This is a genomic window from Pseudomonas sp. 30_B, assembly GCF_017491605.1.
In the GTDB taxonomy this organism is placed as follows: Bacteria; Pseudomonadota; Gammaproteobacteria; order Pseudomonadales; family Pseudomonadaceae; genus Pseudomonas.
In genome coordinates this window covers 162,011-188,409 of sequence record NZ_JAFGYY010000004.1, presented here as the reverse complement: position 1 = coordinate 188,409, position 26,399 = coordinate 162,011, and the positions used below count along the sequence as shown (strand labels likewise).

Genomic DNA, 26,399 nt, shown 5'->3' with positions numbered 1-26,399 from the left:
GAGATATCCATGCAGTACCCGCAGCCGCTGAACCTGCCGCAACTCCCGCTGTTCCAGGAAGCACTCTGGGCGAGCGGTACTGCTCCCCTGCTTCCGGAGCTGATGGAAGACGAGCCCGCTGATGACGAACGCGCCTTCAGCGAAATCGCCCTGCGCGGCCTCCCCGGCCAGTGCCTGACACTGCTGGCGCCGATGCTCCGCGAGCTGAGCGAGGAAAGTGACTCCCGCTGGCTGACGCTGATCGCCCCGCCCTCCAGCCTGACTCCGGACTGGCTACGCAAGGCCGGCCTGAACCGCGAACGCATCCTGCTGCTGCCGGCGCGCGACCAGGCCGCCGCACAAGCCCTGGCCTGCGAGGCGCTGCGCCTGGGCAACAGTCATACCGTGGTGAGCTGGCTGAATCTAAACGCCAAGGCGCGCGCACAGCTGTCCCGCGCAGCCGTTACCGGCCAGGCGCAGAGCCTGAACATTCGTCTGGGTTGAAACAGAAGCTTCGCCGCGAATGCGGCGAAGTAGCGGGATTCAGTGCAGGACGCGCGGACCTTCGTCGTCCATGCCCATGTCGCCACCTTCGGCAAGGCGGCCAGCCATCTGCACGCCGACATTGAACATCGCCTTGGCGATTTCGATGTGCTGGCCCTGCAGGAAGCCTTTGGCGTCAGCGGAGAACTCCAGGGTCACCAGCGACTCCTCATCATCCGCGCGACGCAGCACGATACGCCCGTCAGGCAGCTCTACGATTTCCAGAAATGAGGTTGGCATAGCGAAGGTTCTCCACAGCAGAACCCGTAGTGTAACAGCCACATTCGCTACACCCTAGTGCAACATTCCTCGGGCCGACCGACTGGTCGCAGCTGTGGATCAATGCACCAATCAGAGCTCGGTCAGCGAGGCGCGGAAGCGCAGCACCAGCTCTTTCAGGGATTTCCGCCAGGCTTCCAGCTCGTCGTTGCTCAACTCGACCGGCGCTTCGTCATCGACATTCACCGCCTGGATCAGCGGCTGGGTCGGATCGACCTTGGCCTTCTTCGGCTCGCTCGGCGGCTGGAACAGCGCAGCGTAGGTGGCCAGCAGGCGGCCCAACCAGGCTTCCGGCGATTGCGCCAGCTCGACCATTTCCGCCAGCTCCGGGCTCGGGGCGGCGGCCAGCACGTCGGCGTTCAGCAGCATGTCGACGCGCGGCGCGCCCGCCTGCGGCAGGCGGTAGTAACCGGCGATCTCATGGGCCACACCCAGCACCGCACCATAGAGATGGAACAGTGCCGCTTCGCGCTCGGCCTGGATGCGCGCCTGGGCGTTCATCGCGCGGGCGGACTCGGCAGTGCGCCAGGCTTCCAGGGCGAGGCCGGCGAAGAACAGCTTCTGGTTGGTACGGGTATAGAGTTCGTGCGCCATGGCCAGGCCCTCTCGCAATCCACGTCGGCAGTATAAGCACGCCCCGCCTCAGCGGGGCGCGCCTTCCATCAGCGCTTGTCTTCGACCTTCCACTTGCCGCCGTCGAAGAACGCACGCCAGCCGGTGGGTTTGCCGTCGACCTCGGACTGCACGTACTGCTCCTTGGTCTTGCGGCTGAAGCGGATCACCGCCGGGCGGCCATCCGGGTCCTTTGCGGGAGCGGCAAGCAGGAAGTGGTACTTCGGATCCAGCTCATCCTTGTGCGGCACCAGTTCGGCCACCAGCGGAGCGCGAGTCTCGCGGTTCTTCGGGAACTGGCTGGCGGCCAGGAACAGGCCGGAAGCGCCGTCACGCAGTACGTAGATGTCGTCCACCTTCTCGCACTTGAGTTCCGGCATGCGGATGGCGTCCATCTTCGGCGGGGCGGGCTCGCCGTTCTTCAGCAGCTTGCGGGTGTTCTTGCAGGTCGGATTGGTGCAACCGAAGAACTTGCCGAAACGGCCGGTCTTGAGCTGCATCTCGCTGCCGCACTTGTCGCATTCCAGGCTCGGGCCTTCGTAGCCCTTGATGCGGTACTGGCCTTCTTCGATCTCGTAGCCGGCGCAGTCCGGGTTGTTGCCGCAGATGTGCAGCTTGCGCTTCTCGTCGACCAGGTAGGCGTCCATCGCGGTGCTGCAGATCGGGCAGCGGTGCTTGCCACGCAGTACGCGGGATTCGGATTCGCCTTCGTCATCCGCAGCGATTTCGTCGCCCGGAATCAGGTTGATCGTGGCCTTGCAGCGCTCTTTCGGCGGCAGGCTGTAGCCCGAGCAGCCGAGGAACACGCCGGTGGAGGCGGTACGGATCATCATCGGCCGGCCGCACTCGCGGCAGGGGATGTCGGTCAGGGTCGGCTGGTTGGCGCGCATGCCGTCGTTGGCAGCTTCGGCCAAGTCGAGCTTCTTGCGGAAGTCGCCGTAGAATTCGTCCAGCAGGTGTTTCCAGTCGCGCTCGCCCTGCGCCACGTCATCGAGGTGCTCTTCCATTCCGGCGGTGAAGCCGTAGTCCATCAGGTTGGAGAAGCTCTCGTTGAGGCGGTCGGTGACGATGTCGCCCATCTTTTCCGCGTAGAAGCGGCGGTTGTGGGTGGTGACGTAGCCGCGCTCCTGGATGGTGGAGATGATCGCCGCGTAGGTGGACGGACGGCCGATGCCGCGCTTTTCCAGCTCCTTGACCAAGCTGGCTTCGGAGAAACGCGCCGGCGGCTTGGTGAAGTGCTGGCTCGGGTCGAGCTTGAGCAGCTTCATCGCTTCGCCCTGGTTCATTTCCGGCAGGACGTCGTCCTCGCCCGGCTTGCTCTGCTGCGGCAGCACCTTGGTGTAACCGTCGAACTTGAGGATGCGGCCCTTGGCACGCAGCTCGAAGTCACCGGCGGCAACGCTGACGGTGGTAGACAGGTATTCGGCCGGCGGCATCTGGCAGGCCACGAACTGTCGCCAGATCAGGTCGTACAGGCGCTCGGCGTCGCGCTCCATGCCCGACAGCTGGGTCGGACGCAGGTTGACGTCGGACGGACGAATCGCTTCGTGCGCTTCCTGGGCGCCTTCCTTGCTGGAGTAGAAGTTCGGCTTGGCCGGCAGGTATTTCTTGCCGAACTCGCTGTCGATGAAACCGCGCACCATATCGATGGCGTCGGCCGACAGGTTGGTCGAGTCGGTACGCATATAGGTGATGTAGCCGGCTTCGTAGAGACGCTGGGCCATCATCATGGTCTTCTTCACCCCGAAGCCCAGGCGGTTGCTCGCGGCCTGCTGCAGGGTAGAGGTGATGAACGGCGCCGAGGGCTTGCTGGAGGTCGGCTTGTCCTCGCGCTTGGAGACGCTGTAGCTGGACGCCTTGAGCTTCTCCAGGGCGGCCATGGCCTGGGCCTCGTTCAGCGGCTTGAAGACTTCGCCCTTCTCGCGCACCACTTCGAAGCGGACCTTGTCGTTCTTCGGCGTGCCGAGATCGGCATGCACTTCCCAGTACTCTTCCGGGACGAAGGCACGGATCTCGCGCTCACGCTCGACCACCAGCTTCACCGCCACCGACTGCACGCGGCCGGCGGAAAGGCCACGGGCGATCTTGGCCCACAGCAGCGGCGAGACCATGTAGCCCACCACGCGATCGAGGAAGCGGCGCGCCTGCTGGGCATTCACGCGGTTGATGTCCAACTCGCCGGGCTGGGAGAAGGCCTCCTGGATGGCCTTCTTGGTGATTTCGTTGAAGACCACGCGCTTGTAGCGCGAGTCATCGCCGCCGATGGCCTCGCGCAGGTGCCAGGCAATGGCCTCCCCTTCGCGGTCCAAGTCGGTTGCGAGATAGATGGTGTCGGCATCCTTGGCCAGGCGGCGCAGCTCGTCGATCACCTTTTCCTTGCCGGGCAGGATCTCGTACTTGGCCTTCCAGCCGTGCTCCGGATCGACGCCCATGCGGGTGAAGAGCTGGCGCTTGGCCTTCTCCTTCGGCGACAGGGCCGGCGCTTCAGCTGCCGTCTTGCGCGCTTTGGCCGCAGGCTCCTTCGAAGCGGAAGAGCCGCTGGTGGGCAGGTCGCGGATGTGGCCGATGCTCGACTTCACCACGTACTGGTTGCCCAGGTACTTGTTGATGGTCTTGGCCTTGGCCGGTGATTCCACGATGACCAGCGATTTACCCATGGATCGGAATATTCCTGCGTCGAAAAGATGAATAAATAAGGAGGGAGGCGCTTGGAGCGGCACCGCTATATATAGTGGCGGTCACGCCAAGGTCAAGCTTGGGTTTCGCCGGACGGGCCTTCCTGGAGACCCAGCGGGTCGTTTTCCGCGCTGACCAGGGCGAAGCGCGGAACGCGCTCGCCGTTCACTTCCACCGCTTCGGTGAACATGCTCAGCGGACGCACCCAGAGGCCGAATTCACCGTACAGCGCCTGATAGATCACCAGCGTCTCTTCGGTCTCGGAATGTCGTGCCACACCGAGCACACGGTACTGCTGCCCCTTGTAGTGTCGATACAGTCCGGTCTGCAGTTGCATGGGTCGTCCTCTTGCGGCTGGCAGAAAAAAGGCCGCGATTGTCCATGTTGCCCTCGTCCCCGGCAATCCCCACCGGGCGGGGCCGAAAAACAAAAGCCGGGGCACAAGGCCCCGGCTCGTCCATCTTCGACAGCTTAGACGGGATCGTCAGATGCGTTCGAAGACGGTGGTGATGCCCTGGCCGAGGCCCACGCACATGGTGGACACGCCCAGGGTACCGCCGTTCTGCTTCATCACGTTCAGCAGGGTGCCGGAGATGCGCGCACCGGAGCAGCCGAACGGGTGACCCAGGGCGATGGCGCCGCCGTGCAGGTTGACCTTCTCGTCCATCTTGTCGAGCACCTTGAGGTCCTTCAGCACCGGCAGGGCCTGTGCGGCGAAGGCTTCGTTGAGCTCGAAGAAGTCGATGTCGTTGACGGTCAGGCCGGCGCGCTTGAGCGCCTTGTTGGTCGACGGAACCGGACCGTAGCCCATGATCGCCGGATCGACGCCAGCAACGGCCATGGCGCGAACCACGGCCATCGGCTGGATGCCCAGGTCCTGGGCGCGCTGGGCGCTCATCACGATCATGCAGGAAGCGCCGTCGGTGATCTGCGAGGAAGTACCCGCGGTCACGGTGCCGCCTTTCGGGTTGAATGCCGGCTTCAGGGCCGCCAGGCTTTCCAGGGTGGTGTCCGGACGGATGGTTTCGTCGAAGTCGAAGACCTTCAGGAAGCCGTTTTCGTCGTAGCCTTCCATCGGGATGATTTCGTCCTTGAACTTGCCTTCCTGGGTCGCTTTCCAGGCCAGCTGGTGCGAACGCACACCGAACTTGTCCTGCGCCTCGCGGGTGATGCCATGCATCTTGCCCAGCATTTCGGCGGTCAGGCCCATCATGCCGGACGCCTTGGCGGCATACAGCGACAGGTGCGGGTTCGGGTCGACGCCGTGCATCATGCCGACGTGGCCCATGTGCTCCACGCCGCCGATGACGAAGACGTCACCGTTGCCGGTCTGGATCGCCTGCACGGCGGTGTGCAGGGCGCTCATGGACGAACCGCACAGGCGGCTGACGGTCTGGCCGGCGCTGGTGTGCGGGATCTGGGTCATCAGCGACGCCATGCGCGCGATGTTCCAGCCCTGCTCCAGGGTCTGGTTCACGCAGCCCCAGATCACGTCCTCGACTTCCGCCGGGTCGATCTTCGGGTTGCGCTCCAGGACTTTGCTGATCAGGTGCGCGGACATGGTCTCCGCGCGGGTGTTGCGGTGCATGCCACCCTTCGAACGGCCCATCGGGGTGCGGCCGAAGTCGACAATGACGGCGTCTCTCGGATTCAGGCTCATAAATTCACTCTCGCTCTATTCGTTGCGCACTCAACCGAAGAACTTCTGGCCGTTCTTGGCCATTTCACGCAGCTTCGCGGTCGGGTGGTACAGCGCACCCAGGTCGGCGTACTTGTCGGCCAGTGCGACGAATTCGGCCACACCGATGGAGTCGATGTAACGCAGGGCACCGCCACGGAAGGGAGGGAAGCCGATGCCGTAGATCAGGCCCATGTCGGCCTCGGCAGCGGTCTCGACGATGCCGTCTTCCAGGCAGCGCACGGTTTCCATGCACAGCGGGATCATCATGTAGTTGATGATGTCCTCGTCGGTCAGCTCGCGCTCTTCGACAACGATGGACTTCAGCAGCTCATAAGCCTGCGGATCAGAGACTTTCTTCGGCTTGCCGCGCTTGTCGGTCTCGTAGGCGTAGAAGCCCTTGCCGTTCTTCTGGCCCAGGCGATTGGCGTCGTACATCACGTCGACAGCGGTCTTGCCTTCCACCGCCATGCGGTCCGGGAAGCCTTCAGCCATCACGTCGCGGCCGTGGTGGCCGGTGTCGATGCCGACCACGTCGGACAGGTAGGCCGGGCCCATGGGCCAGCCGAACTTCTCCATGACCTTGTCGATGCGTACGAAGTCCACGCCGAAGCCCAGCAGCTTGGAGAAGCCGCCGAAGTACGGGAACAGCACGCGGTTGACCAGGAAGCCGGGGCAGTCATTCACCACGATGGGGTTCTTGCCCATCTTCTTGGCGTAGGCCACGGTGGTGGCGACGGCGACGTCGCTGGACTTCTCGCCACGGATGACTTCGACCAGCGGCATCATGTGCACCGGGTTGAAGAAGTGCATGCCGACGAAGTTCTGCGGACGCTTGAGCGCCTTGGCCAGCAGGTTGATGGAGATGGTGGAGGTGTTGGATGCGAGCACCGCATCGTCCTTCACCACGCCTTCAACTTCAGCCAGAACGATCTGCTTGACCTTCGGATTCTCGACCACGGCTTCGACGACGATGTCGACATTGCCGAAGTCGCCGTAGGACATGGTCGGGCGAATGGCGTTCAGGGCCTCGGCCATCTTGGCCGGGGTCATGCGGCCTTTTTCGACGCGCTTGCCCAGCAGCTTCGAGGCTTCGTTCAGCCCCATCTGGATACCCTCTTCGCGGATATCCTTCATCAGGATCGGAGTGCCCTTGGAAGCGGACTGGTAGGCGATGCCGCCACCCATGATGCCGGCGCCCAGTACGGCGGCCAGTTTCACGTCCTTGGCGATCTCGTCGTACTGCTTGGCCTTCTTCTTCAGGTCCTGGTCGTTCAGGAACAAGCCGATCAGGCTCTGCGCAACCGAGGTCTTGGCCAGTTTCACGAAGCCCTGGGCTTCGATTTCCAGCGCCTTGTCACGACCGAAGTTGGCGGCTTTCTGGATCGACTTGATCGCCTCGACCGGAGCCGGGTAGTTCGGGCCGGCCTGGCCAGCGACGAAGCCCTTGGCGGTCTCGAAGGCCATCATCTGCTCGATGGCGTTCAGCTTGAGCTTTTCCAGCTTCGGCTGACGGCGGGCCTTGTGATCCAGCTCGCCGGAAATGGCGCGCTTGACCAGGTCCAGGGCAGCGGCTTGCAGCTGCTCGGGCGCCACGACGGCGTCGACGGCGCCGACTTTCAGCGCGTCCTCAGCCTTGTTTTCCTTGCCCGAGGCGATCCACTCGACCGCGTTGTCGCAGCCGATGAGGCGCGGCAGGCGCACGGTGCCGCCGAAGCCCGGGTAGATGCCCAGCTTCACTTCCGGCAGGCCGATCTTGGCGGTGGCGCTCATGACACGGAAGTCGGCAGCCAGGCACATTTCCAGACCGCCGCCCAGGGCGATGCCGTTGATCGCGGCCACGGTCGGAACGTTCAGGTCTTCGAAGTCGCTGAAGATCTTGTTGGCTTCGAGGTTGCCGGCCAGCAGCTCTTCGTCGGGCAGCTTGAAGTTGTCGACGAACTCGGTGATGTCGGCGCCGACGATGAATACGCCCTTGCCGCTGGTCACGATCACGCCCTTGACGGACGCATCGGCCTTGATGGTATCGACTGCTTGGCGCAGTTCATTCAGGGTGAGTCGGTTGAACTTGTTGACGGACTCGCCCTTGAGGTCGAAATTCAGCTCGACGATGCCGCTCTCAAGAGCCTTAACCGTGATGGCTTTACCTTGGTAAATCATCAACTGATCTCCACGCTAGGGAAGCTTGAAATCACACGTCGGACACCGTGTATCGAGACTGCCCGGCAGTCGCCGAGGATAGTCCCAAAGCTGGCGGCACACCCGCCGACGCGATAGCCGGGGCGTTCTGTCCGAGTCTTCGCACGAGGCAAACGCTCGATTCATACGCCCGTTTGATTTGGGTGCGCCCACCTTCTAGCAAAAGCCGTTGCTTGTCAATCGGCGAGACGCAACAGTCGCAAAGCGGCCGGAACGTCTGGGCCGGAGCATTCAGCAAGCTCACCCACCTCTATTCACCACACCTATCGTGACAATTTGCATCTGGCACCTGCGTACCGAAAAGCTCGGTATACAACTGTTCAAACGCGGGAGCGCACGTTAGAGTCCGACGGCAATGGCGATCTGCCTGCTGCCGTCGGACGAAAGGACATCGCCCGCCGGCCAGCCCGGACCGCCTGGAACCTGTGGAACACAACAACAAGAAGCCCATGGCTCCAAGGAGATGGAACGATGACAAGCCGTTCGCTTGTACGTCTGTTGTCTGCATTCGCACTTACTGCCCTCCCCCTCTTCGCCATGGCGGATGCCGCCAGCGACCTGCTCAGCCTCCACCAGATGCGCCTGGCCGCCCAGCGCAGCCTGGGGGACTTCTTCATGTTCAATGCGATGGAAGGCGACCAGAAGTACGCACGGCTGGTGGAGGCATCCTCACAGAGTGCCGGTGAAGCGCTGGGCAAGCTGGGGACCATGCCCGGCACCGAATCCACGAAACTCAAGGCGCAACTCCAGGACCAGTGGAAAGGCTATGCGGCGCAATTGCAGACGCTGACCGGCGCGCTGGACAAGAGCGGCTATACCGACCTGCAGCCGGTGGCCGACCTCGCGACGCAGAATCGCAAGCTGCTGGAGACCGCCGACCAGCTCTACACGAAGATCCAGGATGAAAGCGGCAGCAAGGTCCCGCCGCTGACCCAGCAGACCCGTGAGCAGAGCCTGCTGATGCAGGACATCGCCGTGGACTACGCCTCGCGCAACGCCTCGGTCGGCGCGAGCTTCTTCGGCGGCGGCGAGGAGCGCCCGCTGGATGACCTGGCCAACCGTTTCGCGATCAACCTGGTGAAGCTGCAGCAGGCGCCGCAGACCACACCGGAGATCGGCAAGGCGCTGCGTTCAGTGGCGATCAAGTGGCACTACATCGAGAAGTCGCTGCAGAACTACAACAAGAACAGCGTGCCCTTCCTGATCAACAAGTATTCCGACCGCATCATCGAAGACCTGGAGGCCGTCTCCAGCCTCTATGCGGCGCAGCAGAGCTGATCGCGTCAGGCATGCTGCTTGAGGAAATCGGCGACCCGTTGCAGGTCCCCGCTGTCGCCCCGCTCGCCCCAGTACAGCGCCAGGAACTGGGGCGTCGCCTCGACCATGTAGACATCCTTCGGCAGGCCGGCCAGCGCTTGGGCCAGCTCGCCCGTGGCGCTCGCCTCGCGCCAGCGGTCCAGCCAGACGCCCGGCTCGCTTTGCCAATAGCACCAGACATCCCGGTTCCTGCCACGGGCGCGGTGGTACTGCGCACACTGGCGCGGCGGCTGCCGCTCCATCCAGTGCGGCCATTCCTGGCGCGCGATCTGCATGGCCAGTCCAAGCCGCCGCGCCTGCAGGCGCAGGTCCATCTGCCCACGCTGGCCCCGCGAGGGAATCAGCCAGGTCAGCGGGCTGAGCACCAGCGCAATGAGCAGGATCACCATCCAAACGGTCATATCGGGTATACCGGTCAAACATGGCCAATCGGGCCATACTGATACTAACAAGTCCCCCGGAGGAGACGCTCATGCCCTACCAACACATTCTGGTCGCCGTCGACCTAACCGAAGAATGCGATCCGGTGATGAAGCGAGCCGTTGCGCTGGCCAAGGCCAACGACGCCCGGCTCTCGGCGGTGCATGTCGTCGAGCCCATGGCGATGGCCTTCGGCGGCGATGTGCCGATGGACCTGTCGATGCTGCAACAGCAGCAGTTCGACCAGGCCAAGGAACGCCTGCACCAGTTCACCCTCACCTACTCGGAAATCACCAGCTCCCAGTGCCACCTGGTCTACGGCCAGCCACGCCAGGAAATCCACCGCCTCGCCGATGAGCAGGGCTGCGACCTGATCGTGGTCGGCAGCCATGGCCGCCATGGTCTCGCCCTGCTGCTGGGCTCCACCGCCAACGACGTGCTGCACGGTGCGCCCTGCGACGTCCTCGCCGTCCGCCTGCAGAAAACCAGCTGATCGATACGGCGGGCCCCAGGGCCCGCCGCGTCCCGCCTCAGAGCATATCGCCGCTCATCAGCAGCGGACGCACCTTCTGCAACTGCGCCTCCAGCGAGTAGCTCATGCTCGACGCCATGGAGAAGAAGCTGAGGAAGGCCTTCAGGTTCGAGTCGCTCTCACAGGTTTCGTGGATGCGCTGCCAGAACGCCTGGTTCACCAGCTGCAACTGCTGGAACTGCTTCACCAGCCCCTTCAGCTCCCAGTCCGCATGCCGTCCTTCGCGGAAGTTGAAGTACTGCCGCATCAGGTACAGCGATACCGCCCGCAGGATGAACTCCTGATTGCTGGCAAACGGCAGGTGTTGCTGCGCCATGGGCTTGAGCTTGCTCAGCAGCGGGCAGGCGCTGGTCGCCATTATCACCCCGAGCAGCGCGCGCAGGCCCTCTTCCAGGCCCGCGTGCTTGATGTACTCACGCTCCGGCGTACGCACCTGCACCGAGGCTTTCTTGAAGGCCGGCAGGCCGCGGAAATCCTCGATCACCTGGTGCAGGTCCACTGCCGCGGGACAATGGCTGCACTGCTGCGCGTTCAGCGGGCAGTTGCTGCACTGGTTGTACTCCAGGCGCGTCCAGCGCGGGGCCTGGGCGGCAGCTTCCGGGTCGTAACGGCGGTCCACTTCGATGCGGTAACTGAACTCGTGCTCATCATCCAGGGTGATGCGGTAATCGATTGCCATTCGGCCATCCCTAACAGTCTTTGATCAGCGACACGCACGGGCACATCGCCGGACCGAACGGATCACTCCTCCAGTTCGGCCCAGCGCTCGATCAACCGGTCCAGCTCTTCCTGCAGGGAGCTCAGGCGCGCCAGGGCAGCCTGGGTTTCACCCTGCGGGCGCTGGTAGAAGTCCGGCGACGCGGTTTCTTCCTGCAGCGCGGCCATTTCGGCCTCCAGGGCGTCAATCTGCCCGGGGATGGCTTCCAGCTCGCGCTGCAGCTTGTAGCTCAGTTTTTTCTTCGGCGCGGCGGCTTCCGCCGTGGCGCTGGCTGCCGCTGCCGGTTGCACCGGGGCAGGTTCGGCAGCGGGCTTGTCGCCCTTCTCCTCACCCACGCCCAGTAATTTGGGCGAGCCGCCCTGGCGCAGCCAGTCCTGGTAGCCACCGACGAATTCGCGCACGCGCCCTTCGCCTTCGAACACCAGGGTGCTGGTCACCACGTTGTCGAGGAAGGCCCGGTCGTGGCTGACCATCAGCACGGTGCCGTCGAAGGTCAGCAGCACCTCTTCCAGCAGTTCCAGGGTTTCCACGTCCAGGTCGTTGGTCGGTTCGTCCAGCACCAGCAGGTTGGCCGGCTTGCTGAACAGCTTCGCCAGCAACAGGCGTGCCCGTTCGCCACCGGACAGCGCTTTCACCGGGGTACGGGCGCGTTGCGGGGAGAACAGGAAGTCGCCCAGGTAGCTGAGTACGTGGCGGTTCTGCCCATTGATGGTGATGAATTCGCGACCTTCGGAAATGTTGTCGATGACGGTCTTTTCCGGCTCCAGCTGGTGACGCAACTGGTCGAAATAGGCCACTTCCAGTCGGGTACCTTCCTTGACGGTGCCGGAGGTCGGCTGCAGGTCGCCCAGCAGCAGCTTGAGCAGTGTGGTCTTGCCGGTGCCGTTGGCACCCAGCAGGCCGATGCGGTCGCCACGCTGCAGCACCAGGGAGAAATCACGGATCAGCGTCGGGCCGCCCGGATGAGCGAAGCCGGCATTCTCGACGACGATCACCTGCTTGCCGGACTTCTCCGCCGTCTCCAGCTGGAAGCTGGCCTTGCCCTGGCGCTCGCGGCGTTCGGCGCGCTCGTTGCGCATCGCCTTGAGCGCGCGCACGCGGCCTTCGTTACGGGTACGGCGGGCCTTGATGCCCTGGCGAATCCACACTTCTTCCTGGGCCAGGCGTTTGTCGAACAGCGCGTTGGCGGCCTCTTCCGCCGCCAGTTCCTGCTCTTTATGCACGAGGAAGCTGGCGTAGTCGCCGTTCCAGTCGATCAGGTGGCCGCGATCCAGTTCAAGGATGCGGGTGGCCACGGCCTGCAGGAAGGCACGGTCGTGGGTGATGAACAGCACGGCGCCGGGGAAGTCGGCCAGGGCGTTTTCCAGCCAGGCGATGGCGCCGATGTCCAGGTGGTTGGTCGGCTCGTCCAGCAGCAGCAGGTCGGGTTCGGCGACCAGTGCCTGGGCCAGCAGCACACGGCGGCGCCAGCCACCGGAGAGCTCGGCGAGCGTCTTGTCGGCCGGCAGTTGCAGGCGGCTCAGGGTGGTATCTACCAGTTGCCCCAGGCGCCAGCCATCGCGGGCTTCCAGTTCCTGCTGGACGCGGGCGAGCTTGGCCAGGTCGTCCTCGTTCTCGATGTGCAGGCTCAGGTGGTGATAGCGCGCCAGCAGCTCGCCGACTTCGGCGAGGCCTTCGGCGACCACGTCATAGACGGTGCGGTCGTCGGCGCGCGGCAGTTCCTGGGGCAGCTCGCCGATCTTCAGGGATGGCGCGCGCCAGATATCGCCGTCGTCGGGCTTCTGCTCGCCCTTGACCAGCTTGAGCATGCTCGACTTGCCGGTGCCATTGCGGCCGATGACGCAGACCCGCTCGCCCCGGGCGATCTGCCAGGACACCTTGTCCAACAAGGGCGTAGTGCCAAAGGCAAGGGACACATCGGTGAACTTCAGCAGGGTCATGGGGCATCTCCACAAGCAGGGCGCGCAGTTTACGGGAAAGCGCGGAAAAGTCAGAGGGTTGCGCGCAATCATCGACTGCCGCTCAGCAGCCTTGGATGGCGCTTTCACCACCCCGGCGCAACGGCTAAGCTACCGGCAGCGGCGCGAGCCTTCGCCCGCCCTCCGATCATCATCACGGAAGTGCCATGCGCGGTCGTCTTTTCACACTGTTGTCCTGTTTCGTCCTCAGCCTGTCCGCCCACACGGCCAACGCAGCGTCCCTGTCCCAGCAGCGCCAGATGTACGACGAGGCGCAAAAAGCCCTCGCCCGCAACGACAGCGGCCCCTACTTCCGCTACCAGTCGGCGCTCGCCGATTATCCGCTGGAACCCTACCTGGCCTATGACGAGCTGACCAACCGTCTGAAAAGCGCCAGCAACGCCGAGATCGAACGCTTCATCAGCGAGCACGGCGACCTGCCGCAGATCAACTGGCTGAAACTGCGCTGGATGCGCCAATTGGCCGACCGCGGCGACTGGCCCACCTTCGTCACCTATTACGATCCGAAGATGAATTTCACCGAGCTGGATTGCCTCTACGGCCAGTACCAGCTCAGCCATGGAGACAAGGCCGAAGGCTACGCCACCGCGGAAAAACTCTGGCTGGTGGGCAAGCCGCAGCCCGACGCCTGCGACACCACCTTCGCCCTGTGGCAGGCCGACGGGCAGCTCACCGAAGAGAAGGTCTGGAAGCGCCTGAAGCTCGCCGCCGAGGCCCGCAACTATGGCCTGGCGACCACCCTGTCGAAACGCCTGCCGACCCTGGGCAGCCAGGGCGCGCTGATGGTCAGCGTGGCGCAGACCCCCTCCCAGGTCAGCCAGACCACGCGCTTCACGGCCCGTGACCATGCCACCGCCGACGTGGTTGGCCTGGGTCTGCGCCGCCTAGCCAAGCAAGACCCGGAAAAGGCCATCGGCCTGCTCGACTACTACAGCTCAGTACTGCCCTTCTCCAGTGACGAGAAAGTTTCCATCGCCCGCGAGATCGGCCTGAGCCTGGCGCGCAGCTACGACTCGCGCGCCTTGCCGCTGATGGAGAAGTACGACCCGCAACTGCGCGACAACACCGTCACCGAATGGCGCCTGCGCCTGCTGCTGCGCCTGGGCCGCTGGGAAGACGCCTACGAGCTGACCCGTGCGCTGCCGCCAGAACTGGCCGACACCAACCGCTGGAAGTACTGGAAGGCACGTGCCCTGCAACTGGCGCAGCCGCAGAACCAACAGGCCATCAGCCTGTACAAGCCGGTGGCCGATGAGCGCGACTTCTACGGCTTCCTCGCCGCCGACCGGATCAATGCGCCCTACCACCTGAACAACCGCCCCGTCTCACCCGATGCCGGCACCCTGCTGCGCGTGCGCAACGCCCCGTGCACGCGCCGCGCCCTGGAGTTCTATGCCCGTGGCGAGATCATCAACGCCCGTCGCGAGTGGTACCACGCCGCCCGCCACCTGAGCCACGACGAGCTGCTGGCCCAGGCGAAGATTGCCTATGACATGCAGTGGTACTTCCCGGCGATCCGCGCGATCAGCCAGGCCAAGTACTGGGACGACCTGGACATCCGTTTCCCCATGGCGCACCGCAACACCCTGGTGCGCGAGGCGCGCAATCGCGGCCTGCATTCGAGCTGGGTGTTCGCCATCACCCGCCAGGAGAGCGCCTTCATGTCCGATGCGCGCTCGGGCGTCGGTGCCACCGGCCTGATGCAGCTGATGCCGGGCACCGCCAAGGAAACCGCGAAGCGCTTCGGCATCCCGCTGGCCTCGCCGCAACAGCTGATCCTGCCGGACGTGAACATCCAGCTCGGCGCCGCCTACCTCAGCCAGGTGCACGCCCAGTTCAACGGCAACCGCGTATTGGCCACCGCGGCCTACAACGCCGGCCCCGGACGCGTGCGCCAGTGGCTGAAGGACGCGCGCCACCTGGCCTTCGACGTCTGGGTAGAGACCATCCCGTTCGACGAGACCCGCACCTACGTGCAGAACGTGCTGTCCTACGCGGTGATCTACGGGCAGAAGCTCAACGCCCCGCAGCCCATCGTCGACTGGCACGAGCGCTTCTTCGACGAACTCTGATCCACTCCCCGCCCGGCACCCGCCGGGCGGTTTTCATCCCCTCAAGGAAAAGGAAATTCCCATGCGCAAGACCGTCCTGTCTTTCACCGCCCTCGCCGCCGGCCTGCTGGGCGCCAACCTGGCGATGGCCGCCTGCGAGAAGCCGCGCAACGCCTTCGACAGCGTGTACTGCCTGAGCACCGAGTACGCCCAGGTCGACCGCGAGCTGAACCAGGAATTCGGCACCCTGCGCAAACTGCTCAACGATGGCCAAAAGGCCGCGCTGAAGAAGAGCCAGATCGCCTGGATCAAGGACCGTGATGCACAGTGCAGCTACGAGCGCGACGACGGCTACTTCGTGAACCTGCAGTGCGCGGTGGACAAGACCAACGAACGCCTGGATGTGCTGCGCGAGCGGGAGCGCGAGTGCCAGAGCACCGGTTGCGTCGAGGCCAAGCTGTAAGACGAGAGCCGTTGGCCACGCCTGACGATGGTGTGGCCAAAGGCGTCGGTCCGACGGCCAGCAGCCGCAAACGGTTGCAGGCTATCTGTAGGAGCGAGCTTGCTCGCGAACAAACCCACCGGCAGCTCTGGCGTTGGGCGGTTCGCGAGCAAGCTCGCTCCTACAAAAGGTGCCCACCCCGGTATTGGCAGCAAGGACGTACGACGTCCGCGTTGTACGCCGATTGGCCTTGGCCCTACTCCAGAACTTCCACATCCATGCCCACGCGCAGCTCGCCGCCATTCAGGGCAATCAGGTTCTGGCCGAACAGCGCCTCGCCATTGACGTTGCGGTAACCCAGCAGAGTCGCCAGCGGTTCACGGTTGGCATCGCGCTCGCCGGTGTGTGGGTCAATGGTGGTGAGAATGCAGCGCGCACAAGGCTTGGCCACCTTGAAGGTGACGTCGCCAATGCGGATGCGTTTCCAGCTGTCCTCGGCAAACGGCTCGGCACCGGCCACTACCAGGTTCGGACGGAAGCGCAGCATTTCCAGCGGGCGACCGACCTTCGCGGAAAGATCGTCCAGCGAACCCTGGCCGATCAGCAGCAGCGGGAAACCATCGGCGAAATGCACCTGCTCGCCCGGCTCGGCATAGGCAGTATCCACCTGCCGCGCCCGTTGCTCGGGCATCTGCACCAGGCGCACGTCACGACCGAGGAAGGTGCTCAGCCACTGGGCGGCGGCATCGCCGGCATCCGGCACCTGCAGCATGTCGCGCCAGATGACCACGCCACGCAGATTGGCGTCGCGGCCCGGAACGTCCACCAGCAAGTCATCCATGCCCGGCGCGCGCAAGCACAGCGCCCGGAAGTCATCCTGCCAGCGCGCCTCGATGCGCCCCATCTGCGGCAGCAGGCGCTGGGTCAGGAAGCGACCATTGGCGGCTTCGACCACCATCCAGCGGCGGTCACCTTCCAGCCCCAGCGCGTCCAGGCGGATCGACTGCAGGGGTTCGTTGGCGGTGGATTTGACCGGGTAGCGGTAGAGTTCGCTGAGGCTGTACATCGGGGCGTCCTTTCACGTGGGCGAAAGCGACCTTATACGGGGTGGGACAGGCGTCTAGCAATGGCGTTGGGGAAGGAGGCGCGGCAGGTGCGCTCCTGTTGCAGTGGAGCTACCCGGCGGGACTTCGCGGACAAGGTCCGCTCCTACGCCCTGTAGGAGCGCCCCATGGGCGCGATCGCGGGCATGGCCCGCTCCTACAGGGAGGATCGACGTCAGGCGGGGACTTTCTGCACCCGGCGGCGGATCACCTCCACCAGTTGATCCGGCTGGAACTTGGAGAGGAAGTCGTCGCAGCCGACCTTCTTCACCATGGCGTCGTTGAAGCTGCCCGACAGCGAGGTGTGCAGTACCACGTAGAGGTCCCGCAGGCGCGGGTCGTTGCGGATCTCCGTGGTCAGCCGGTAGCCGTCCATCTCGGGCATCTCGGCATCGGTGAAGACCATCAGCAGCTTCTCCTCCATGTCATGCCCCTCGTCCGCCCAGCGCTTGAGCTGCTGCAGCGCACGCAGGCCATCGGTTGCCACGTGCAGGCGCAGGCCGAGCTGGGTCAGGGTGTCGCGCAACTGGGTAATGGCCACGCTGGAGTCATCCACCACCAGCACTTCGCGACCACGGGTGCGTTCGAGCAGATCGTTATCCAGGCGATCGGCAGATACACGAGTGTTCATCGGCACGATCTCGGCCAGCACCTTTTCCACGTCGATGATCTCCACCAGGCGGTCGTCCACCTTGGTGATCGCGGTGAGGTAGTGCTGTCGCCCGGCGCCACCGGGTGGCGGCTGCACGGCCTCCCAGTTGAGGTTGAGAATGCGCTCCACCCCGCCGACCAGGAAGGCCTGCACCGAGCGGTTGTACTCGGTGACGATGATGGTGCTGTTCGCATCCGGAGTCAGCGCGCGCATGCCGATGGCGCGGGACAGGTCAATCACCGGCAAGGTCTGGCCGCGCAGGTTGATCACCCCGCAGATCATCGGGTGGCGCTGCGGGATCAGGGTCAGGCGCGGCAGCTGCAGGACTTCCTGCACCTTGAATACGTTGATCGCGAACTGCTGCCGTCCGGCCAGGCGGAAGACGAGGATTTCCAGGCGGTTCTGTCCCACCAGCTGGGTGCGTGAATCGACGCTGTCGAGAATACCGGCCATGCCTGCTCCTGCTTCGAAAGGGATCGTGCGAAAGGCTATCGGCCAGTTATCCCGATCCAGGATAATGGCTCAGAGCCATCATGCCCGACTCCCTCACAGGCTACCAGTACGCTTCAGCGGGGCGGCAGCGCCTTGGCCAGCAGCGCAGAGTCCTCTGGCAGGTGCATGGACAGCGCGTTCGGCCGCACCGCGAAGCGCAGGTGTCGTCCTCCAAGCGGCTCACCGTCGAGGTTTACGTCCAGCCCCTCGGCGGCATCCACTTCCAGCCAGGGCAGGCGCGCGCGGACGAACACTTCCTGGCCGCCCAGTCCGCTGCCGAGCAGGGCGCCCAGTGCGTCGACCATGTCCTGCGGCGCCGGCAGGATGCTGACGTCCAGCAGCCCGTCATCCACCCACGCTTCTGGACACAGCGCATGTCCGCCACCGGCCTGCCGGCCGTTGCCGATGCCCAGGGCGAGAAACTCACCTTCCCAGTGGAAGCCCGGCCCACGGAAGCTCCCGCGTGCGGTGTGCACCTCGGAGAAACGCGTCAGGCCGGTCAGCAGGTAGGCGGCGCCGCCCAGCAGCTTCTTCAACTCCTCGGGCGTGTTGGCGGTGACCTTCGAGCCGAAGCCGCCGGTGGCCATGTTGAGGAACAGATGGCCGTCCATCTCACCGATATCAACCGGGCGCGGCGGGATTTCCAGCAGCGCCAGCGCGGCCGCCGGCTCCAGCGGTACCCCGGCGGCGCGGGCGAAATCGTTGGCGGTGCCCAGCGGCAGGATCGCCAGGCTGGCCCGTCCCTCGCACTGGACCAGCGCTTCGGCCACGTCGCGTACGGTACCGTCTCCCCCGCCGGCGACTATGGTCGTGTAACCGGCTGCCAATGCTTCCTGGACCAGACGCCGGGCGTCTCCACCCTCCCAGGTCACCCGCACATCCAGCTTGCGCCCGGCCCGGCGCGTGGTCTTCACCGCCTCGCGCACCGCGTCATTGGTTGCCTGCTTGCCATGCAGGATCAGCATGGCCCTGGGTTTCGTCATGGTCGGCGGTCTCCCGATAATTCCCGTAACTGTGACCCCAGAGTAGCGGACAGTGCTTGCGCCAACCTTAATCCAGCCGGTTCATGCCGGATAACCGGTGATCTCGCGGATGCTCTGGTACAGCGGCTTGAGCTGCTTGTACATGCGCTGGTAGACCTCGTTGTACAGCCGCTCGTAGGTGCGCTGCGCCTCGGGACGCGGCTGGAAGACCTCGCCCACGCGGGTCATGGCGGCGATGGCGCTGGCAAAGTCCGGGTAGAGTCCGAGCCCCAACGCGCAGTCGATGGCCGCACCCAGGCCGGACGCCTCGTAGACGTGCGGGCGCTCCGCCGGCAGACCGAAGATATCGGCGGTGAGCTGCATCGCCGCATCGCTCTGCGAGCCGCCACCGGCCACGCGCAGGCGCTGGATGCGGGTGCCGGAGCGCTTCTCGATGCGCTCCTTGCCCTGGCGCAACGCATAGGCCAGGCCTTCGAGGATGGCGCGGTAGATGTGCGCACGGGTATGCACGTCGCCGAAGCCGATGATCGAGCCCTTGGCCTCCAGCCCCGGCTCACGGATGCCGGGGGTCCAGTAGGGTTGCAGCATCAGGCCCATGGAGCCGGCGGGCACGCTGTTCACCAGCTCGTCGAACAGTTTCTCCGGCTCGACGCCCAGCTCGGCGGCGCGCTGCATTTCGCGCAGGCCGAACTCGCGCTTGAACCAGCTGACCATCCAGAAACCCCGGTAGATCATCACCTCGGTGTTGAAGTGGTCGGGGATCGCCGCCGGGTACGGCGGGATCAGCGGAATGGTTTCCAGGTAGCGCGAGCGCGTGGTGTTGATGGTCGCCGTGGTGCCATAGGACAGGCAGGCCACGGTCGGATCGATGGCGCCGGCGCCCAGCACTTCGCAGGCCTTGTCCGCGCCCGCGGCGATCAGCGGCAGGCCCTCGGGAATCCCCGTGTGACGGCTCGCTTCGGCGCTGATCTCGCCCAGCCGCTCGCCGGGTTTGAGCAGCTCCGGCAGTTGCTCGCGGCGCACGTCCAGCGCCTGCCACTTCCAGTCGCGCGGCGCGGCCCATTGCAGTTTCTTGTAGTCGAATGGCAGGTAGGCGACGCTGCACGCCACCGAATCCACGTAGCGCCCGCTCAGGCGCTGGGTGAGGAAGCCGGAGAGCAGCAGCACCTTGTGGGTGCGGCGGTGGATGTCCGGCTGCTGCTGGGCCACCCAGTTCACTTCGGCCTGGGTGCGGAAGTAGTCCACCGCACCCTGCGCCCCCACCAGCTTGAACAGCCATCCCCAGGGGCCCTTGATCGACTCGCCCAGCTCGGCGCGGCGCTGGTCCAGCCAGATGATCGCCGGGCGCAGGGCCTGCCCCGCTTCATCGACGTGGATCACCGTGCCACGCTGGGTGGTGAGCGACACGCCACGGATGCGGCTGCGATCGATGTCCACACTGGCCCACAGACGCTTGCACGCCTCGCCCAGTTGTTCCCAGTAATAGTCCGGGTGCTGCTCGGCCCAGCCGGGGTGGTCGGAGAAATAGGCCTCCAGCTCCACCTTGCCCTTGCCGACAAGGTTTCCCTCCAGGTCGAAAAGCAGTGCGCGCACGCTCTGGGTGCCGTTGTCGATGGCCAGCAGGTAGTTCTGTTCGCTCAAGGTGCGATCCTTCTTGTTCTTGACAGGCGCCCGCTCAGCGCGGGTCCGGCAGGCTGTAGCAACGCCGCCAGAGCGCCAGGTAATCCTGTTCTTCCTGCTTCCAGCGGGCATCGTCCCAACCCAGGCGCGGCTGGCACAGTGCACGGACCTTCGGCAGCTCGGCGGTGGCGCCGTCGGCCAGCAGCAGGCCGATACGGGTGCGGCGCAGCAACAGGTCGTCCAGGTGCAGCACCATTTCCCCCTCCGCCGCCCAGGCCAGTTCGGCCCAGAGGCAGTCGGTGTCGCCGATGCGTCCGGTGCCTACGCTTTTCAGCAGGCGTGCAAGCTCCGGCAACGCACGTCCATGGCGGCCGCTCAGGCGGCGCCGTTGGGTCGGTGTCAGGCCCGGCAATACCACGGCGGCGCCGGTGCTGAAGACGCTCTCTCCCGCGGCTTCCAGCGGCCGTTCCAACATCGGCGCGCAGGCCTCCAGCACCTCCAGCGCCAACAGACGGAAGGTCGTGAGCTTGCCGCCGGCCAGGGTCACGCAGCCGGGCTCGGACCACAGCGCATGCTCGCGCTTCTCGTCCGAGGGTTTGAGCGTCGGGGCGCCATCGCTGACCACCGGGCGCACGCCGGCCCAGGTGGAGCGCACGTCGTCGGCAGTAATCCGGGCGGACGGAAACTGCTGGGCACAGGCGGCCAGCAGGTAGTCCAGCTCTTCGCGACTGATGGCCGCGTCGTCATCCAGGCTGTCACGGTGATCGAGGTCGGTCGTGCCAACCACCGTCGCGCCCTCCCAGGGGAAGACGAATACCGGGCGCTTGTCCTGGCCATGCATGAAGCTGAAGGCATGGGCCACCGGCAAGCGCCAGGCCGGCAACAACAGGTGGCTGCCGCGCAGCGGACGGATGTGTTCGCTGCCCTGCTTCTGCCGCAGCGCATCGGCCCAGGCGCCGGTGGCCAACGCCACGGCGCGGCTGCGGAAGCCAAAGCGCCGGCCGCTCTCGCGGTCCTCGGCGAGCAGTCCCTGCACGCGGCCATCGCGGCGTTCCAGTTCGATCACCTTCAGGCCGTTCAGCGCCTCGGCACCTTCAGCCCGCGCCTCAGCGATCACGCGCATCACCAGGCGCGCATCGTCGGTCACCGCATCCTGGAAACGGGTGCCTCCCAACAGACGATCTTCCTTCAGGCCCGGCGCCAGGTAACGCAGCTCTTCGAGCCGGTAGAACAGATGATTGCTCCGCCCGGCCAGGGCGTCGTACAGCGACAGCAGCGTGCCGAACACCCGCGGGCCGGGGAAGCCGCCCCGGTAGTGCGGCATGATGAAGCTCAACGGATCGACCAGCCCCGGCGCTTCGCCGAGCAGACGCTGGCGTTCGCGCACCGAGTCGCGGGTCAGGCCGAACTGGCCCTTGGCGATGTAGCGCAAGCCACCATGGACCATCTTCGACGAGCGACTGGAAGTGCCCCAGGCGAAGTCGCGCTGCTCGATCAGCAGGCAGCTCCAGCCGCGCCGCGCGGCCTCCCTCAGGATGCCGGCGCCACTGATGCCGCCACCGACCACGATCATGTCCCAGTCGCGTGTCGCCAGCTCAGACAGCGCCTTTTCACGCCAGGCTGCGTTCCAGGCGGACATGCCGTCAGTCCTGCAGCAGGGTGCCGGGGTTCATCCGGCCGGACGGGTCGAAATGCCCGGCCAGCGCCTTGATCGCCGCCATGCCCAGCGGGCCCTTCTCCACCGGCAGGTAGGGCGCGTGATCCTTGCCCACGCCGTGCTGGTGGCTGATGGTGCCGCGGTTCTGCACGATGGCCTGGCTCGCCGCGTGCTTGAGCTTGCGCCAGCGCTCATGGGTCTGCGCGTAGCTGCCTGCCGGGCGGAACACGTAGGTGGTATAGATGCTCGACCCTTCGCCATAGACGTGGGAGAGGTGGGTGAACACGTGCACCCGCTCGCTCTCGGCAGCCAGGCCGTCGCGCAGGCTGGCTTCGATGCGATTCAGCAGGTTGTCGACGTTGGACCAGTCGGTGGCGGTTTCCAGGGTGTCCACCACGTAGCCGTTCTCCCACAGCGCCTCGCGCAGGTAGGGGAAGCGGAAGCGGTTCTGCGCCCACTTCTTGCCCAGCAGGGTGCCGGTGAACACGCCACCAAATCCCTTGAGCAGGCGTCGCGCGGCACGCAGCGAGGTGGCGTTCTGCGCCCGGTCGCCGGTGACGCCGAAGGTCAGCATGCACTTGCCCTCCGCCGCGCCGCGCAGCTTCAGGTAGCGCTCCAACCAGGCGATCTGCCCGGGGTGGCCGGCGAGCGCGAGCTGGGTCTGGGTCTCGATGGCGTTGGACAGGCGCAGCATCGACAGCGGAACCCGCGCCTGCACCAGCGTGCGGATACCTTCCAGCGCCTGCTCCCAGGACGGCAGGAACACGGCATAGAAACGCTCGTCCTCGGCGATGCGAGTAACACGTACCTTCACCGAGGAGAGGATACCGAAGCGCCCTTCGGAGCCCATCACCACCTCGCGCAGATCAGGCCCTGCCGAGGAGGCCGGGAAGGTCGGAATCTCCAGGGTGCCAGCGAAGGTCTCCAGCGAACCGCCGGCGAACAGCTGCTCAATGCGTCCGTAGCGCAGCGACTGCTGGCCGCTGGAGCGACTGACAACCCAGCCGCCGAGGGTGGAGAGTTCCCACGACTGCGGGAAGTGTCCGAGGGTATAGCCACGGGCGCGCAACTGGCTTTCTACCTGCGGGCCATTGGCGCCGGGGCCGAAGGTGGCGATCAGGCTCTGCTCGTCCAGCTCCAGCAGGCGGTTCATGTGTTCCAGGGAAACGGTGAGCACCGCCTTGTCGGACGCTGGCGGATTGATGTGGCCGGCCACCGAGGTGCCGCCGCCGTAGGGGATCACCAGGCAATCCCAGAGCTCGGCGAACTTCAGCAGCTCGCGGATCTGCTCGGCGGTCTGCGGGTAGGCGACGCCATCGGGGAACACGCCGAATTCGCCTTCGCGCATCGCCAGCCAGTCCGGCAGGCTCTGGCCACGGGCATGCAGCAGGCGGTCACGGGCATCACGCACCACCAGCGGATGCTCCGGCAGACGCGAAGCCGGTACTTTCGCCAGCACGCTCTCCAGCGAGGCATCCGGCAATGGCTGGCCAGCGCCAACCAGTTCGGCGAGAAAACCGCGCCCGTTCTCGGGCAGTTCCACTACCGTCGTTTCCTCACCCCAGCCGTTCCAGCGTCGCATGCCCGCTCCTTTTTACTGTTTCGATAGCGCCTGATGGCTGCCTATACTAGCCAGCCGCCCTGCCCTGTCACTGTCGGATCAAGACAGGCGCAGTTGCCGATCGAGACACCAGAACAAGAACGAGCGCCATGCATTCCCTCGGCTACACCTCAGTCCCCGCCCTGCTGAAATACCTGCGCCACGCCGAATCCCTCGGCATGGACCTGGACGCTGCCTTGCAGGCCGCGGGCCTCGAACGCTCGCAACTGAGCGACAACAGCCAGCGCCTGCCCAGCGAGGCCCATGAGCGCCTGCTGCAGTATCTCTGCACACACTCCGGCGACCCGCTGTTCGGGCTGCATTCGGCGCGCTTCGTCCAGCCCGGCTCCTGGAGCGTACTCGGCTACATCACCATGAACTGCGCCAATCTCGGCGAAGCCATGGGCCGGATCATTCCGTACGAGAAACTGGTGGGCGACATGGGCACCAGTGCGCTGGAGCCGGCGGACGACCATGTGAAGCTGATCTGGAATTGCCGCCACGACGCAGCACCGATCCGCCGGCACATGGTGGAGAACGTGCTGGCCTCCTGGTTGCTGTACGCCCGCTGGATCGCCGACACACAGGGCTCGCCGAAGGAAGTCTGGTTCCAGCACGCACAACCCGAGGGCACCACGCTGGCCGAGTACGAGCAGCTGTTCGGCTGCCCGGTGCGCTTCGAACAATGCTTCAGTGCCCTGCTGGTGCCGTTGCCGCTGCTGGCCTACCCGCTGCGCCAGGCCGACGCCAACCTGCTGCGTACCCTGGAAGAACACGCCCTGGCGCTGATGGCCGAACTGGACGACGACGAGCCGCTGCCGCTACGGGTGAAGAACGCGCTGCGCCTGCTGCTCAAGGACGGCCTGCCGCGCAAGGAGCGCGTCGCCGAGCGCTTCGAGATGACCGTGCGCACCCTGCAGCGCCACCTGCAACAGGCCGGCACCAGCTACCAGCAGATCCTCGACGAACTGCGCCAGGAACTGGCCGAGCATTATCTGGTGCACAGTGATTTGCCCATCCAGGACATTGCCCAGTACCTGGGCTTCACCGAGTCGCGCTCATTCCACCGCAGCTTCAAGGCCTGGACCGACCAGACACCCGGCGAATACCGCCAGCAACAAAAGAAAACGCCGGTCTGAGACTGGCGTTTTTCATTGCGGCCAACCTATTCGCCCTTGCGGCTGACGCTTGGATATTGACGCTTTTCGCCACTCATCGGATTAACTCCTGCATTTCGTCAATTCCCTGTCGAACCGACGAACACTTTAATGGCATTGAGCTACCGTCCAAGGGCAGTACAAACCTGAATCGGGTGTAAAGCCAAAGCAACGTAAAGGTATGCAGCCGCGTTATCGGGCCCGTATTCCTTATATCGGTTGCGTCGAGTGCTCCATGCACCTGAGCGGGTTTGGTACCGAGCGGAGAATCAAAAAACCAATGACCTGACGGATGCATGGATGGGAGGTTTCGATAAGCGTTGCCACCGTAAAGTGCGCAGTTTTCCGGGACGACGAAGAATCGACCTGCACCGACGTCGGCACTCACTACGCTTGCAGCCCCCCTCTTGGCGGTTCGAAAGACTCCCCCACCCCGAATCCGCAGGATCCCAAATCAGGGATTAATTGGCCGCGAGCTCCAAAACAGAGGTTGTCCGAGGCATTTCAGCTTTGATGTGAGGGAAGGATCATGAGCGAATATCAGTGGGACTTCGGTTCTGCCGCGTCCGGTTTGCAGTTCAAGGTCGTCTACAACAGTGCCGGCACCTTCACGGTGACCTGTACAACCGGGTATCTGGACCTCAATGCGCTCTGGTTCTCCGATGGCGACAAGCTCGTTGAAGGAACGGTCACCCTGGCCAAGTCCGACAACAGCCTCAACATGAATGGCACCGGCATTACCTGGGACGACGTCTACAAGGTTTCCAGCACCGGGCTCGGGTCGGCGGGTGTGAACAAGGTGAGCTTCCTCACCGCCGGCGAGTCGATGTCATTCTCGGCGACGACGCTCGACCTGCCGACGGCCATCACCGCGCTGCTAGCGAGCAACCCGACGCTCCTGACCATTGGTGTGCGAGTCACCAGCGACAGCTCGATCAGCGGCGAAGGCAAGTACGTCGACACCAGCGGCACGCTGATCACCAGCGTCAACCATGCGCCGACTCTGGACACCGTCAGCAACGGCACGGTGACCGATACGGCGGGCGACGACACCTATGCCCCTGTGACCGGCACCCTGCACGGCAGCGATTCCGACGGCAATACGGTGAGCTACAAGCTAGCGGGCTCCGTCGCCGCGAGCGGGACGGGGGATAGCCTGGGCTTCGACGTGCAGAAGGGTTCGGCCTACGGCACCTTCTACCTGAACACCACGAGCGGCGCCTACAAGTTCGTCGCCAACGATGCGGCGGTGGAGGGCCTGAAGATCACCCAGGCCGTGGACTTCACGGTCAGCGCAACCGACGGCACGGCCGACAGCGCCACCCAGACCATCAGCATCAGCCTGAAGGGCGTCAACGACACGCCCGAGCTCAGCGCAAACCTGACCGCCAAGACCTATATCGACACCTCGGTCGACAACACCTTCACCAGCGTGACCGGCCAACTGACCACGGCAGACCGTGATGCCGGCGATAGCAAGGCCTATACGATCGACAGTGCCGGTACGACCAGCGGGTCCTTCGATATCAATGGAACCAACTACCAGCAAAAACTGGTCGGCAACTTCGGCACGTTGTATCTGGCTAACAGCGGCGCCTATGAGTACGTCCCCAACGACAACGCCATCGAGGCGCTCAAGGAAGACAACAGCGAAAGCTTCACGCTCAAGGTGACCGACGGCTCAGGCGCGACCGATACCAAGACCCCTGT

Annotated in this window: 22 protein-coding genes; 7 read left to right on the top strand and 15 right to left on the bottom strand. The window is 64.8% G+C overall.

Features of this window, described 5'->3' with window-relative positions; all coding sequences use genetic code 11:
• Window positions 1-9: 9 nt before the first annotated feature.
• Complete coding sequence (sulA, locus tag J5M67_RS05990) at window positions 10-483, top strand: SOS-induced cell division inhibitor SulA (protein WP_207884407.1); 474 nt, start codon at window positions 10-12, stop codon at window positions 481-483.
• 39 nt (window positions 484-522) lie between these two features.
• Here sulA and J5M67_RS05985 read toward each other — a convergent pair whose 3' ends face one another.
• The 6 genes from J5M67_RS05985 to fadB all read right to left on the bottom strand — a co-directional run bounded on the left by J5M67_RS05985 (window position 523) and on the right by fadB (window position 7,927).
• A complete protein-coding gene (locus J5M67_RS05985; RefSeq protein ID WP_207884406.1) occupies window positions 523-762 on the bottom strand; it encodes a hypothetical protein in 240 nt (79 codons plus the stop codon).
• Between the two features lie 111 nt (window positions 763-873).
• A complete protein-coding gene (locus J5M67_RS05980; protein WP_207884405.1) occupies window positions 874-1,395 on the bottom strand; it encodes a DUF6586 family protein in 522 nt (173 codons plus the stop codon).
• A 68-nt stretch (window positions 1,396-1,463) separates the two neighbouring features.
• Window positions 1,464-4,070 carry a type I DNA topoisomerase gene (topA, locus tag J5M67_RS05975; RefSeq protein WP_207884404.1) on the bottom strand — a complete coding sequence of 869 codons (2,607 nt, stop codon included), beginning with the start codon at window positions 4,068-4,070 and terminating at the stop codon, window positions 1,464-1,466.
• A gap of 92 nt (window positions 4,071-4,162) precedes the next feature.
• Entirely contained in the window at window positions 4,163-4,426 is a 264-nt protein-coding gene (locus tag J5M67_RS05970) for a DUF1653 domain-containing protein (protein ID WP_207884403.1), read from the bottom strand.
• Window positions 4,427-4,573: 147 nt separating this feature from the next.
• Entirely contained in the window at window positions 4,574-5,749 is a 1,176-nt protein-coding gene (gene fadA / locus J5M67_RS05965) for an acetyl-CoA C-acyltransferase FadA (protein WP_207884402.1), read from the bottom strand.
• 30 nt (window positions 5,750-5,779) lie between these two features.
• The gene (gene fadB / locus J5M67_RS05960; protein WP_207884401.1) at window positions 5,780-7,927 is read right to left on the bottom strand and encodes a fatty acid oxidation complex subunit alpha FadB; all 2,148 of its coding nucleotides are present in this window, start codon (window positions 7,925-7,927) and stop codon (window positions 5,780-5,782) included.
• Window positions 7,928-8,437: 510 nt separating this feature from the next.
• Here fadB and J5M67_RS05955 point away from each other — a divergent pair.
• Window positions 8,438-9,244: a hypothetical protein gene (locus J5M67_RS05955; protein ID WP_207884400.1), complete on the top strand. Its 807-nt coding sequence runs from the start codon at window positions 8,438-8,440 to the stop codon at window positions 9,242-9,244.
• Between the two features lie 5 nt (window positions 9,245-9,249).
• Here J5M67_RS05955 and J5M67_RS05950 read toward each other — a convergent pair whose 3' ends face one another.
• Window positions 9,250-9,684, bottom strand: a complete 435-nt coding sequence (locus tag J5M67_RS05950) for a hypothetical protein (RefSeq protein WP_207884399.1) — start codon at window positions 9,682-9,684, stop codon at window positions 9,250-9,252.
• A 71-nt stretch (window positions 9,685-9,755) separates the two neighbouring features.
• On the opposite strand from J5M67_RS05950, the gene J5M67_RS05945 reads away from it, so the two are divergent.
• Window positions 9,756-10,196 carry a universal stress protein gene (locus J5M67_RS05945; protein ID WP_207884398.1) on the top strand — a complete coding sequence of 147 codons (441 nt, stop codon included), beginning with the start codon at window positions 9,756-9,758 and terminating at the stop codon, window positions 10,194-10,196.
• 37 nt (window positions 10,197-10,233) lie between these two features.
• Here the strand turns inward: J5M67_RS05945 and J5M67_RS05940 are convergent, their stop codons facing one another.
• The gene (locus J5M67_RS05940; protein WP_207884397.1) at window positions 10,234-10,914 is read right to left on the bottom strand and encodes a hypothetical protein; all 681 of its coding nucleotides are present in this window, start codon (window positions 10,912-10,914) and stop codon (window positions 10,234-10,236) included.
• A 62-nt stretch (window positions 10,915-10,976) separates the two neighbouring features.
• On the bottom strand, window positions 10,977-12,893 hold the full coding sequence (locus tag J5M67_RS05935; protein ID WP_207884396.1) for an ATP-binding cassette domain-containing protein: 1,917 nt from the start codon (window positions 12,891-12,893) through the stop codon (window positions 10,977-10,979).
• Window positions 12,894-13,078: 185 nt separating this feature from the next.
• Here J5M67_RS05935 and J5M67_RS05930 point away from each other — a divergent pair, with 185 nt between their 5' ends.
• Window positions 13,079-15,004: a transglycosylase SLT domain-containing protein gene (locus J5M67_RS05930; protein ID WP_207884395.1), complete on the top strand. Its 1,926-nt coding sequence runs from the start codon at window positions 13,079-13,081 to the stop codon at window positions 15,002-15,004.
• Between the two features lie 61 nt (window positions 15,005-15,065).
• Window positions 15,066-15,446 (top strand): lysozyme inhibitor LprI family protein, encoded by a 381-nt coding sequence (locus J5M67_RS05925; RefSeq protein ID WP_207884394.1) that lies wholly within the window; start codon window positions 15,066-15,068, stop codon window positions 15,444-15,446.
• A 235-nt stretch (window positions 15,447-15,681) separates the two neighbouring features.
• Here the strand turns inward: J5M67_RS05925 and J5M67_RS05920 are convergent, their stop codons facing one another.
• The 6 genes from J5M67_RS05920 to J5M67_RS05895 all read right to left on the bottom strand — a co-directional run bounded on the left by J5M67_RS05920 (window position 15,682) and on the right by J5M67_RS05895 (window position 23,514).
• A complete protein-coding gene (locus J5M67_RS05920; RefSeq protein ID WP_207884393.1) occupies window positions 15,682-16,491 on the bottom strand; it encodes an MOSC domain-containing protein in 810 nt (269 codons plus the stop codon).
• 212 nt (window positions 16,492-16,703) lie between these two features.
• A complete protein-coding gene (locus J5M67_RS05915; protein ID WP_207884392.1) occupies window positions 16,704-17,633 on the bottom strand; it encodes a chemotaxis protein CheV in 930 nt (309 codons plus the stop codon).
• A gap of 113 nt (window positions 17,634-17,746) precedes the next feature.
• A complete protein-coding gene (gene yegS / locus J5M67_RS05910) occupies window positions 17,747-18,655 on the bottom strand; it encodes a lipid kinase YegS (RefSeq protein WP_207884391.1) in 909 nt (302 codons plus the stop codon).
• 81 nt (window positions 18,656-18,736) lie between these two features.
• Window positions 18,737-20,296: an FGGY-family carbohydrate kinase gene (locus tag J5M67_RS05905; protein ID WP_207884390.1), complete on the bottom strand. Its 1,560-nt coding sequence runs from the start codon at window positions 20,294-20,296 to the stop codon at window positions 18,737-18,739.
• A 34-nt stretch (window positions 20,297-20,330) separates the two neighbouring features.
• Window positions 20,331-21,914, bottom strand: a complete 1,584-nt coding sequence (locus tag J5M67_RS05900; protein ID WP_207884389.1) for a glycerol-3-phosphate dehydrogenase/oxidase — start codon at window positions 21,912-21,914, stop codon at window positions 20,331-20,333.
• A 4-nt stretch (window positions 21,915-21,918) separates the two neighbouring features.
• Window positions 21,919-23,514: an FAD-binding oxidoreductase gene (locus tag J5M67_RS05895; RefSeq protein ID WP_207884388.1), complete on the bottom strand. Its 1,596-nt coding sequence runs from the start codon at window positions 23,512-23,514 to the stop codon at window positions 21,919-21,921.
• Between the two features lie 128 nt (window positions 23,515-23,642).
• Here J5M67_RS05895 and J5M67_RS05890 point away from each other — a divergent pair, with 128 nt between their 5' ends.
• Window positions 23,643-24,671 (top strand): AraC family transcriptional regulator, encoded by a 1,029-nt coding sequence (locus J5M67_RS05890; RefSeq protein ID WP_207884387.1) that lies wholly within the window; start codon window positions 23,643-23,645, stop codon window positions 24,669-24,671.
• Window positions 24,672-25,218: 547 nt separating this feature from the next.
• Window positions 25,219-26,399 (top strand): VCBS domain-containing protein (locus J5M67_RS05885; protein ID WP_207884386.1); only part of this gene is annotated, 1,181 nt, incomplete at its 3' end.

What these genes read in the sequence shown, in the direction of transcription:
- J5M67_RS05920 (WP_207884393.1), bottom strand. Translation starts at nt 16,491, where the DNA reads ATGTACAGCCTCAGCGAACTCTACCGCTACCCGGTCAAATCCACCGCC.
- J5M67_RS05915 (WP_207884392.1), bottom strand. Translation starts at nt 17,633, where the DNA reads ATGGCCGGTATTCTCGACAGCGTCGATTCACGCACCCAGCTGGTGGGA.
- J5M67_RS05980 (WP_207884405.1), bottom strand. Translation starts at nt 1,395, where the DNA reads ATGGCGCACGAACTCTATACCCGTACCAACCAGAAGCTGTTCTTCGCC.
- yegS (WP_207884391.1), bottom strand. Translation starts at nt 18,655, where the DNA reads ATGACGAAACCCAGGGCCATGCTGATCCTGCATGGCAAGCAGGCAACC.
- J5M67_RS05935 (WP_207884396.1), bottom strand. Translation starts at nt 12,893, where the DNA reads ATGACCCTGCTGAAGTTCACCGATGTGTCCCTTGCCTTTGGCACTACG.
- fadA (WP_207884402.1), bottom strand. Translation starts at nt 5,749, where the DNA reads ATGAGCCTGAATCCGAGAGACGCCGTCATTGTCGACTTCGGCCGCACC.
- sulA (WP_207884407.1), top strand. Translation starts at nt 10, where the DNA reads ATGCAGTACCCGCAGCCGCTGAACCTGCCGCAACTCCCGCTGTTCCAG.
- J5M67_RS05945 (WP_207884398.1), top strand. Translation starts at nt 9,756, where the DNA reads ATGCCCTACCAACACATTCTGGTCGCCGTCGACCTAACCGAAGAATGC.
- topA (WP_207884404.1), bottom strand. Translation starts at nt 4,070, where the DNA reads ATGGGTAAATCGCTGGTCATCGTGGAATCACCGGCCAAGGCCAAGACC.
- J5M67_RS05970 (WP_207884403.1), bottom strand. Translation starts at nt 4,426, where the DNA reads ATGCAACTGCAGACCGGACTGTATCGACACTACAAGGGGCAGCAGTAC.
- J5M67_RS05895 (WP_207884388.1), bottom strand. Translation starts at nt 23,514, where the DNA reads ATGCGACGCTGGAACGGCTGGGGTGAGGAAACGACGGTAGTGGAACTG.
- J5M67_RS05890 (WP_207884387.1), top strand. Translation starts at nt 23,643, where the DNA reads ATGCATTCCCTCGGCTACACCTCAGTCCCCGCCCTGCTGAAATACCTG.
- fadB (WP_207884401.1), bottom strand. Translation starts at nt 7,927, where the DNA reads ATGATTTACCAAGGTAAAGCCATCACGGTTAAGGCTCTTGAGAGCGGC.
- J5M67_RS05930 (WP_207884395.1), top strand. Translation starts at nt 13,079, where the DNA reads ATGCGCGGTCGTCTTTTCACACTGTTGTCCTGTTTCGTCCTCAGCCTG.
- J5M67_RS05925 (WP_207884394.1), top strand. Translation starts at nt 15,066, where the DNA reads ATGCGCAAGACCGTCCTGTCTTTCACCGCCCTCGCCGCCGGCCTGCTG.
- J5M67_RS05940 (WP_207884397.1), bottom strand. Translation starts at nt 10,914, where the DNA reads ATGGCAATCGATTACCGCATCACCCTGGATGATGAGCACGAGTTCAGT.
- J5M67_RS05955 (WP_207884400.1), top strand. Translation starts at nt 8,438, where the DNA reads ATGACAAGCCGTTCGCTTGTACGTCTGTTGTCTGCATTCGCACTTACT.
- J5M67_RS05950 (WP_207884399.1), bottom strand. Translation starts at nt 9,684, where the DNA reads ATGACCGTTTGGATGGTGATCCTGCTCATTGCGCTGGTGCTCAGCCCG.
- J5M67_RS05900 (WP_207884389.1), bottom strand. Translation starts at nt 21,914, where the DNA reads ATGTCCGCCTGGAACGCAGCCTGGCGTGAAAAGGCGCTGTCTGAGCTG.
- J5M67_RS05985 (WP_207884406.1), bottom strand. Translation starts at nt 762, where the DNA reads ATGCCAACCTCATTTCTGGAAATCGTAGAGCTGCCTGACGGGCGTATC.